Here is a 9271-nt window from a genome sequence, read left to right as displayed (position 1 = left end):
TGCAACCGAGTAATGCCGCTCCTCAATACAAAAAAGCAGTAACGAACGAGAAAAGCAAAACCAATGCAGTAGAAAGAAGCGTCGCGCTTCTTTCTTCATTCATAAAAATAAAAAAGAATACTCGCGTCAGCTGTCGCGAGTACTCATCATTGAAGCTTTTAGCTTTGGTATAAAGCAGCAATTTGTTCTTGTGCTGTTTTGTTTTCAAGGAATTCATCATAAGTGATCTCTGCGCGGTCAACAATACCGTTTGGAGAAATCTCTATAATACGGTTAGCCAATGTTTGAATAAACTGGTGGTCATGCGAACCGAAAAGAATCGCGCCTTTGAAATCGATAAGGCCATTATTCAAAGCAGTAATCGATTCAAGATCCAGGTGATTTGTCGGGTCGTCAAGAATCAGGACGTTGGCTTTACTCAACATCAGTTTTGAAAGCATACAGCGAACTTTTTCTCCACCGGACAAGACAGACACTTCTTTCATGACTTCCTCACCGGAAAAGAGCATACGTCCGAGGAAACTTCTCAAGAAAGTGTTGTCGTTTTCTTCTTTATTGACGACGTATTGTCTCAACCAATCCAGAATCGTTAAATCACTATTTTCAAATTCACCTGACGTATCCTTAGGCAGGTATGCCTGTTTTGTTGTGACCCCCCACTGATACGTTCCAGTGTCGGGCTCCATTTCTCCGGTAATGATTTTGAATAAGGTTGTAATTGCCACATCGCTCATACTGGTGAAGGCAACTTTATCTTCTCGCGAAAGGTTAAACGTAATGTTACCAAGGACTTTTTTGCCATCGATCGTTTTTGAAATATTTTCGACACGTAAAAGGTCATTCCCGATTTCGCGTTCAGGTGAAAAGCCAACGAACGGATAGCGGCGGGATGAAGGTTTGATATCATCCAAAGTGATTTTTTCAAGCATTTTCTTACGGGAAGTCGCCTGTTTTGATTTGGAAGCATTCGCGCTGAAACGTGCGATAAAAGCTTCGAGTTCTTTGATTTTCTCTTCTTTTTTACTGTTCTGATCTGCGGCAAGTTTTGAAGCCAGCTGACTGGATTCAAGCCAGAAATCATAGTTTCCTACGAACAACTTGATTTGTCCAAAATCGACATCGACCATATGTGTACAGACCTTGTTCAAAAAGTGTCTGTCATGAGAAACCACGATCACGGTATTTTCAAAGTTGATCAAAAATTCTTGAAGCCAGGCAATGGAATGTGTATCCAGACCGTTTGTCGGCTCATCTAAAAGTAAAACATCCGGCTTACCAAACAAAGATTGTGCCAGCAGGACTTTTACGTGCTGTCCACCTGTCAACTCGCTCATTTTCTGATCACGTAGTTCTTCTGGAATGCCAAGACCTTTGAGAAGCGTCATTGCTTCCGGCTCAGCTTCCCAACCGTTCAGTTCAGCGAATTCTCCTTCAAGTTCAGCTACCCGTATCCCATCTTCATCAGAAAAATCAGCTTTCATATAGATATTATTTTTTTCCTGCATGACATTATATAAACGCTCATGCCCCATAATGACTGTGTCCACGACTTTTTGATCTTCATAGTCATAATGATTCTGTTTCAAAACGGCCATACGTGAATCGGCAGGCATTGAAACGTCTCCTGTCGTCGGAGAGACTTCTCCTGATAAAATTTTCAAGAACGTTGACTTTCCGGCACCGTTTGCTCCAATAACGCCATAACAATTATCGTTGGTGAATTTCAAATTAACGTCTTCAAATAATTTTTTATCAGAAAAACGTAAGCTCACATCTGTTACTGTAATCATATTCAATAAAACCTCTATTCTATTTGTTTGATTCTGATCTGTTTTTAACCATTAGTTCTATTATACTTACTTTTTAAAGGATGTCAGTCTTTATGAGAATTTAATAAAGACAACCGATAGGAATGTGACAGAATGGTGAATTGTAAAGGCTCACAACTAAAAACACCCCCTAAAGGATCAGCTGATTTAAGGGATGTCGACTGTTTTCTATTGTTCAGTTTTGTAAAACCGGCACTCTTTTGACTAACGTCATATTATAATGGCCGATATCATACTCATAATAAAGGTCAGAAACGGTCTCGAATCCAAATTTTTCATAAAAACCTTTCAAAAAAGATTCAGCTTGTACCGTTACTTCGCTGTTAGGATAATGACAAGCCACATAATCCAAAGCTGTTTTGATCAGTTCCCCGCCATGACCCTGATTCCGATATTCACCGGGAACAAACAGGCGGCCCACTTTTATTTTATTGTCCTCTTTATAAATACGTGCGTAAGCTTTAAGTGAATTTTTCTGTTTTTTTATAAGATGCAAGGCTCTCAGATCGATATCATCTACTTCCTGGTAGGCGCAGCCTTGTTCAACAACAAAAGTTTTTGTCCGTTCTTTAATAATCTGATGAAAATCATGCGCGCTTAATTCTTGAAAGTGTTTGTACTGCCACATAACTAGGTTTTCAACCCCTTTATTTAAATAATAAATCAATCATTTATTACTGGATTCATCACCCACAACCACAGTATACATAAAAATCACAAGAGTACAACTGAAAAAAGTGGTCACAGCTCAATAAATTGATGTTTTGCTGTTCTTTTAGTAGTTAAAACCCTTACACAGCTTGATATATTACTAGTTAGTAGTATGATTAGATATAGGTAAGCGAAAAGGAGTGTTGAAATGAAAAATAAAGTATTGTTCATCATTGTATTAAATCAGACGGAGTTACTGGACGATTTACTGCTGAAATTTGACGAAGAAGTCGGTCAGGCCGCAACAGTCATTGATTCAGTGGGTATGGCTCAGCATTTATCACGGTTGGATGAAGCAAAAGTTTTCTCAACGATCAAACCGTTAGTTTTGTCTGATCATACTGAAAACAAAACAATTTACAGTGTGATCCCTGAAGACCAGTTAGACTTGGCCCGTCAAACGGTTAAGAGTGTACTAACGGATATGGGTAAACCAGATACAGGTATCATGTTTGCTGTCCCTGTCTTGTTTCAAGAAGGAATCAAAGAATGAAAATGAATATATGATTATTTAAAATTAGAAAAGAAGGTAGAAAATTTGGAAATATCTGTCGTTTTGTATATTGCTATTGTTCTATTTATTGGATTAGCTTTTGGCCAGTTAGCCACCGTTTTTAAAATGCCTAATGTTACGGGTTACCTTATAGGCGGATTAATTGCCGGCCCATCCCTGCTTAATGGACTGACTCCGGAAATATTGGAACAATTCGATATCGTCTCTGAAGTGGCTTTAGCATTTATTGCTTTTACTATTGGTTTGTCCTTTAAGCGAAGTTATTTCAAACGTGTTGGGTTTCAGCCAGTTGTGATCGCTGCACTGGAAGCGACGCTGGCGGTTGTCATCGTTACCGGAGGCTTGATACTGATTGGTGTCGAACTGTCCTTTGCCATTGTACTGGGAGCTATCGCCGCTGCCACAGCACCCGCTGCCACGATCATGGTCATCAAGGAATTCAAGGCTAAAGGCCCTGTGACGGAAACCTTGCTCAGCGTGGTCGCCTTAGATGATGCATTCGCGCTTATTCTCTTTGGTTTTGCTTCCACTATTGCCAATATGCTTATTGAAACAAGTGGCGAGGCTTCTTTATTCTTATCTATCCTGAGTCCGTTTATCGATATTTTTTATGCCCTGCTTGTGGGCTCTATTTTAGGATTTTTAATGAAGTGGCCGCTGCAATATTTCCGTACAAGCAGCAACCGCTTAGTCGTCCTCATTGTTTTTGTTTTCATGGCAAGTGGACTATCAACGTTATTTGATATTTCAGAATTGTTGACCACAATGATCATGGGAGCTGTGCTTACAAACGTTTCGTCAGCTGCACCTGCAATGGACAATTTGAGTGATCGTATCACGCCGCCAATATTTGTCATGTTTTTCGTTATTGCCGGAGCTGAATTGGATTTGGCCATCGTTCCGACAGTAGGCTTTATCGGTATTGTCTATATCGTTCTTCGTGTCGTTGGAAAAATCTCAGGTGTCTATATTGGGGCGAAGTTAACCAAAGCCCCTGAAACAGTAAGCAAATATCTGGGCGCCACCCTGATTCCTCAAGCCGGGGTAGCCATAGGTCTTACAGCGGTTGCCGAGTCTATCGTCCCTACTCATGCCGCTGAAATCCGAGTCGTCGTTCTCAGTGCCACGCTTGTCTATGAATTGGCAGGTCCTTTGATTACGAAAATGGCCTTAACTAAAGCTGGAGAAATTACGGAATAACAACTGTAAACAAATAAAGTTATAGGTGTAAAAATGTTTCAATATTCTTTTTGGATGTTGAAGCATTTTTTTATATTATCTGATAAAGTTACAAACTATTCATGATGAAAATATAAGTAACTTGATGATAAAATGTAATTAAAATAGTTCGCTTTGAGCGTTTAAAAAATCTCTTTAAACCATTGTATTTACTCGCTATTTGGTATAAAGTGGAGAGAGTGATTTGTGAAACATTTATGTGTTTCACGACTGATTACAGAAAGGATTTTATAGAATGACTCCAGAAGAATTTCAGTCGGAACTAAAAAAGCGAAACATCCCTATTACAGAAGAAAAAATGCAGCAATTTGAAAGCTATTTAAAGCTGCTCCAAGAATGGAATGAAAAAATAAACTTAACTGCGATCACGCAGCGCGAAGAAGTTTATTTGAAACATTTCTACGATTCATTAACAGCAGGACTTTATGTAGATTTTAGTAAAGGGGTCCACAGTCTATGCGATGTAGGCTCAGGTGCTGGGTTTCCCAGTATCCCCCTGAAAATCATCTATCCTGAACTAGAAATCACTATAGTCGATTCTTTAAAGAAACGCATAACCTTTCTTGAGCAAATCGTGTCTGAACTTAACTTAAAAGGCGTGTCACTCTATCATGACCGGGCCGAAACATTTGGTCAGAATAAACAGTTCCGAGCATCCTTTGATTTTGTTACCGCGCGAGCAGTTGCCAGGATGAGCGTCCTAGCTGAACTTTGTCTCCCGCTTCTTAAAAAAAAGGGAACGTTTATCGCTATGAAAGCCGCTCATGCACCTGAAGAACTTACTGAAGCGACAAGAGCTATCGGTCTGCTAGGTGGTAAAGTTAGAGAAACACAGTCATTTAAACTGCCGGAAGATGCTGGCGAACGAACCATTATACTCATAGACAAGAAAAAAGAAACCCCGAATAAATATCCGAGACGACCAGGGACTCCCAACAAGAGTCCATTAGCTTAAAGATAGTAGACAGATAAGAAAGTTTGGAGGAATACCATGGCACAGATCATAGCTGTCGCAAATCAAAAAGGTGGGGTAGGGAAAACAACCACTACGGTAAATCTTGGCGCCTCTTTAGCCTATAATGGGAAAAAAGTCCTTTTAATAGACATGGATGCTCAAGGCAATGCAACAAGCGGACTAGGTATAAGAAAAGGCGAGGTAGACAGAGATATCTACGACGTTTTGATAAATGAAGAACCACTCAAAGACGTTGTGCTGTCGTCCAGTCGTGATAATTTAAGTATCGTTCCGGCAACGATCCAACTGGCTGGAGCTGAAGTGGAACTGACAAGTCTGATGGCGCGTGAAACCCGTTTAAAAAGTGCAGTGGAAACGGTTGAGAAGGATTATGATTATATCCTGATCGATTGCCCACCGTCTCTTGGCCACTTAACAATCAATGCCTTTACAGCAAGCGACTCGGTGCTCATACCCGTCCAGTGTGAATATTATGCGCTGGAAGGGTTGAGCCAGCTTTTAAATACTGTACGCTTGGTGCAGAAACACTTCAACAAAGATTTAAAGGTCGAAGGGGTTCTCTTGACGATGCTTGATGCCCGTACGAACCTTGGATTTGAAGTGGTGAATGAAGTGAAGAAGTACTTCAGGGAAAAAGTATACAAGACGATCATTCCAAGAAATATAAGATTATCCGAAGCCCCAAGTTATGGTTTGTCCATTATAGATTATGACCTGAGATCTAAAGGGGCAGAAGTGTATCAGGAATTAGCAAAGGAAGTGATGGGTAATGGCTAATAAGAAGAAAGGTTTAGGTCGCGGCATCGATGCTTTATTTGATGTGCCCGATTTTGAGAAAGAAGTCGACCGCAATGACGAACGCGTTCAGCTTATCGATTTAACCGAGATCCGTCCGAACCCCTATCAGCCCAGACGTCACTTTGATGAAGACGCCTTAAAGGAACTGGCCGCTTCGATCACTGTTTCCGGTGTCCTGCAGCCGATCATATTACGCCAGTCGAGCGTTAAAGGATATGAAATCATTGCAGGAGAAAGACGATTCAGAGCGTCCAAATTAGCTGGAAAAGAAACAATTCCCGCCATCATCAGAGAGCTTGATGAAGAAGTCATGATGCAGGTCGCCATACTTGAAAACCTGCAGCGGGAAGACTTGACCTCACTTGAAGAAGCAGAAGCGTATAATATGATGATGGATAAATTATCCATGACGCAGGAAAAAGTTGCTGAAAAACTGGGTAAAAGCCGTTCGTATATTGCCAATCACCTCCGCTTGTTATCTTTACCTGAAGAAGTGAAAGAGCTGGTTCAGGTAGGCAATCTTTCAAATGGACAGGCGCGAACCTTGCTCGGCTTGAAAGATAAAACGAAAATCAAAAAACTTGCCAAACGAGCAGTAAAAGAAAAATTGACCGTCAGACAACTGGAACATCTCGTTTCATTAGCCAATCAGAATCCTAAAGACAAGGCCACAAAACCACAGGCAAAAACTAAATCAGTCTATATCAGGAAATCTGAAGAGCTATTGACCGATAAATTTGGAACGAGTGTTGTGATCCGCGAAAAAGGGGATCAGGGTAAGATAGAAATCGAATATGTATCGCCCGATGATTTGAATCGTATACTTGAAGATCTAGATATTGATTTAGATGCCTGATCAGGGAGGATAATACTATGGAAAAATCCTATGAATTACATGATGTTGTAGAAATGAAAAAACCGCACCCTTGTGGTACGAACCGCTGGGAAATCATTCGAATGGGTGCCGATATTCGTATCAAATGTACAGGATGCGGCCATTTAGTCATGATGCCCAGACGCGAATTTGACCGGAAAATGAAAAAGGTCCTGAAAGATTAATACTATTATAGAAAGTGAAAGGTGACTATATTTATGCCTTTAACAGCAGGAATCGTTGGCTTACCCAACGTAGGAAAATCAACTTTATTCAACGCCATAACAAAAGCGGGAGCCGAAGCGGCGAACTATCCCTTTGCCACGATCGATCCCAATGTGGGAATCGTGGAAGTGCCGGACGATCGTTTGAATCGTCTGAAAGAACTTGTAAACCCTCAAAAAGTCATACCGACCACATTTGAATTCACAGACATCGCAGGCATCGTGAAAGGTGCCAGTAAGGGTGATGGTTTAGGAAATAAATTCTTAGCCAATATCCGTGAAGTGGATGCGATATGCCATGTCGTTCGTTGTTTTGAAGACGAGAACATTACTCACGTATCAGGCCAGGTGAATCCGGCAGAAGACATTGAAACGATCAACCTTGAACTGGCTTTAGCTGATCTGGAATCCGTTGATAAACGTTACGAGAAAGTGAAAAAACAGGCAAAAACGAAAGACAAGGAAGCTGTGGCTTTATTAGCTGTGCTTGATAAGATAAAACCTGTATTAGAAGAAGGAAAACCTGTTCGCGTGCTTGATTTTACGGATGAAGAATTGCCGATCCTACGTTCTTTGTTCCTACTTACAAGTAAGCCCGTTCTTTATGTTGCGAACGTTGCTGAAGAAGAAATCGCTGATCCAGACAGCAACAAGCACTTACAGACTGTCCGTCAGATCGCAGACGAAGAGGGCGCTGAAGTGGTGGCTATTTCAGCTGCCATTGAAGAAGAAATCGCTGAACTGGATGATGAAGAAAAAGAAATGTTTTTAGAAGATCTTGGTGTAAGTGAACCAGGTTTAGATAAATTGATCCGAAAATCATACGATTTACTGGGTCTTGCGACTTTCTTTACAGCAGGTGAGAAAGAAGTCAGAGCCTGGACCTTTAAAAAAGGAATGAAAGCACCGCAAACTGCCGGTGTGATCCATAGTGACTTTGAGCGAGGGTTTATTCGTGCTGAAACGATCTCTTATGAAGATTATGATCGTTTAGGAAGTGAAAAAGCTGCGCGCGAAGCTGGAAAACTGAGAGCAGAAGGAAAAGAATATGTCGTACAAGATGGCGACGTCATCTTGTTCCGTTTCAATGTTTAATTTGTAGATAAAGGAGATTAATGGACTATGGCTAGAAAAAACAAGGCTAACGAGCAAGAGAGCCAAATCGATTATGCTGCGAAAGAGAAAGAGAACGCAGAGCTATTTGATCAGCTGACAAATAAGAATCAGGAATACATGATCAAATTGAATCGCAGATTAGACGAAGCGAATGTATCCGAAGAACGTAAAACAATTATCTTCAGCGACATGCTGAAAAACATTCTGTCCGAACAGGCTAATCATAATACAGCCAGAAACATTTACGGGACAGTTACGGATCAGGCCAATTATCTGATCCAGGGAAAACAAGGCGAGGTAAAAGAACCGGTAGAACGTTCAGCCACCTGGAAACTGTGGCTGGATGGGGCGCTGCTTCTTGGAGGGATGTTCTCTCTGATCACAGGAATTTCTTACTATACAGGCAACACAGAAGCCGGATTAGGTGTGACCACATTGCTTCTTAACTTTATTTTAGGCGGTTTTGCTGTTATGATCATCACGAAATACGCACCAAAACCGGGAGTCAAAGGTGGTTTCTTGAAATACATTCTGGCTACGACCCTGACAATGGCTGCCTGGATCATGCTGATGGCTTTCAGTACAGCGCTTATACCACCCGCACTCAACCCAGTGATTCCAGGATCCTACACCCTTATCATAGGTGTGATAGCTTTCGCGGCAAAATGGTACCTGAAGAGAAAACTGGACATCAAAGGAACACTGATTTAATCTCTAATCAACACAAGCGGCTGGGAAACATTCCCGGCCTTTTTCTATATGTATTAATTGAAAAATACTTTTTATAAAAAGTGAGAGCCTGCTTCAATACGGTTATTGCGACACCTTTTTAAGGAATTTTGAAATAAAGGTGTTCCCAAACGCATATTGCAACACCTTTTAGAGGAATTTTAAAATAAACGTGTTCTTAAACGTATATTGGAACACCTTTTTGAAGAATTTTGAAATAAACGTGTTCCCAAAAGCATATTGCGACATCTTTTTGAAAAA

At 40.8% G+C, this 9271-nt stretch carries 10 protein-coding genes; 8 read left to right on the top strand and 2 right to left on the bottom strand.

Annotated features, from left to right (window positions below; all coding sequences use genetic code 11):
• Nucleotides 1-158: 158 nt before the first annotated feature.
• Together AKA01nite_RS09005 and AKA01nite_RS09000 are read right to left on the bottom strand one after the other, a co-directional pair.
• Nucleotides 159-1790 carry an ABC-F family ATP-binding cassette domain-containing protein gene (locus tag AKA01nite_RS09005; protein WP_146924994.1) on the bottom strand — a complete coding sequence of 544 codons (1632 nt, stop codon included), beginning with the start codon at nt 1788-1790 and terminating at the stop codon, nt 159-161.
• 214 nt (nt 1791-2004) lie between these two features.
• Entirely contained in the window at nt 2005-2457 is a 453-nt protein-coding gene (locus tag AKA01nite_RS09000) for a GNAT family N-acetyltransferase (protein ID WP_146924993.1), read from the bottom strand.
• A 231-nt stretch (nt 2458-2688) separates the two neighbouring features.
• Between AKA01nite_RS09000 and AKA01nite_RS08995 the strand changes: the two genes are divergently transcribed.
• From AKA01nite_RS08995 to AKA01nite_RS08960, 8 genes are all read left to right on the top strand, one after another.
• A complete protein-coding gene (locus tag AKA01nite_RS08995; protein ID WP_146924992.1) occupies nt 2689-3033 on the top strand; it encodes a hypothetical protein in 345 nt (114 codons plus the stop codon).
• Between the two features lie 45 nt (nt 3034-3078).
• Nucleotides 3079-4254, top strand: a complete 1176-nt coding sequence (locus tag AKA01nite_RS08990) for a cation:proton antiporter (protein ID WP_222592506.1) — start codon at nt 3079-3081, stop codon at nt 4252-4254.
• A 274-nt stretch (nt 4255-4528) separates the two neighbouring features.
• Nucleotides 4529-5248 (top strand): 16S rRNA (guanine(527)-N(7))-methyltransferase RsmG, encoded by a 720-nt coding sequence (gene rsmG / locus AKA01nite_RS08985; protein ID WP_146924991.1) that lies wholly within the window; start codon nt 4529-4531, stop codon nt 5246-5248.
• 36 nt (nt 5249-5284) lie between these two features.
• Nucleotides 5285-6046 carry a ParA family protein gene (locus AKA01nite_RS08980; protein ID WP_146924990.1) on the top strand — a complete coding sequence of 254 codons (762 nt, stop codon included), beginning with the start codon at nt 5285-5287 and terminating at the stop codon, nt 6044-6046.
• A complete protein-coding gene (locus AKA01nite_RS08975; protein ID WP_146924989.1) occupies nt 6039-6923 on the top strand; it encodes a ParB/RepB/Spo0J family partition protein in 885 nt (294 codons plus the stop codon). Before AKA01nite_RS08980 ends, AKA01nite_RS08975 begins: the two co-directional genes overlap by 8 nt.
• A 17-nt stretch (nt 6924-6940) precedes the next feature.
• Nucleotides 6941-7126, top strand: a complete 186-nt coding sequence (locus tag AKA01nite_RS08970; RefSeq protein ID WP_146924988.1) for a DUF951 domain-containing protein — start codon at nt 6941-6943, stop codon at nt 7124-7126.
• Between the two features lie 33 nt (nt 7127-7159).
• The gene (gene ychF, locus AKA01nite_RS08965) at nt 7160-8260 is read left to right on the top strand and encodes a redox-regulated ATPase YchF (RefSeq protein ID WP_146924987.1); all 1101 of its coding nucleotides are present in this window, start codon (nt 7160-7162) and stop codon (nt 8258-8260) included.
• A 27-nt stretch (nt 8261-8287) separates the two neighbouring features.
• Nucleotides 8288-8992 (top strand): DUF1129 domain-containing protein, encoded by a 705-nt coding sequence (locus AKA01nite_RS08960; RefSeq protein ID WP_146924986.1) that lies wholly within the window; start codon nt 8288-8290, stop codon nt 8990-8992.
• The last annotated feature ends 279 nt before the right edge of the window (nt 8993-9271 follow it).

Source organism: Alkalibacterium kapii (assembly GCF_007988865.1).
GTDB lineage: Bacteria > Bacillota > Bacilli > Lactobacillales > Carnobacteriaceae_A > Alkalibacterium > Alkalibacterium kapii.
This window is presented reverse-complemented; position numbering and strand designations above follow the sequence as displayed.

Excerpts from the sequence above, each read along its gene's own strand:
- AKA01nite_RS09005 (WP_146924994.1), bottom strand. The coding sequence starts at position 1,790 with ATGATTACAGTAACAGATGTGAGCTTACGTTTTTCTGATAAAAAATTA.
- AKA01nite_RS09000 (WP_146924993.1), bottom strand. The coding sequence starts at position 2,457 with ATGTGGCAGTACAAACACTTTCAAGAATTAAGCGCGCATGATTTTCAT.
- AKA01nite_RS08995 (WP_146924992.1), top strand. The coding sequence starts at position 2,689 with ATGAAAAATAAAGTATTGTTCATCATTGTATTAAATCAGACGGAGTTA.
- rsmG (WP_146924991.1), top strand. The coding sequence starts at position 4,529 with ATGACTCCAGAAGAATTTCAGTCGGAACTAAAAAAGCGAAACATCCCT.
- AKA01nite_RS08980 (WP_146924990.1), top strand. The coding sequence starts at position 5,285 with ATGGCACAGATCATAGCTGTCGCAAATCAAAAAGGTGGGGTAGGGAAA.
- AKA01nite_RS08975 (WP_146924989.1), top strand. The coding sequence starts at position 6,039 with ATGGCTAATAAGAAGAAAGGTTTAGGTCGCGGCATCGATGCTTTATTT.
- AKA01nite_RS08970 (WP_146924988.1), top strand. The coding sequence starts at position 6,941 with ATGGAAAAATCCTATGAATTACATGATGTTGTAGAAATGAAAAAACCG.
- ychF (WP_146924987.1), top strand. The coding sequence starts at position 7,160 with ATGCCTTTAACAGCAGGAATCGTTGGCTTACCCAACGTAGGAAAATCA.
- AKA01nite_RS08960 (WP_146924986.1), top strand. The coding sequence starts at position 8,288 with ATGGCTAGAAAAAACAAGGCTAACGAGCAAGAGAGCCAAATCGATTAT.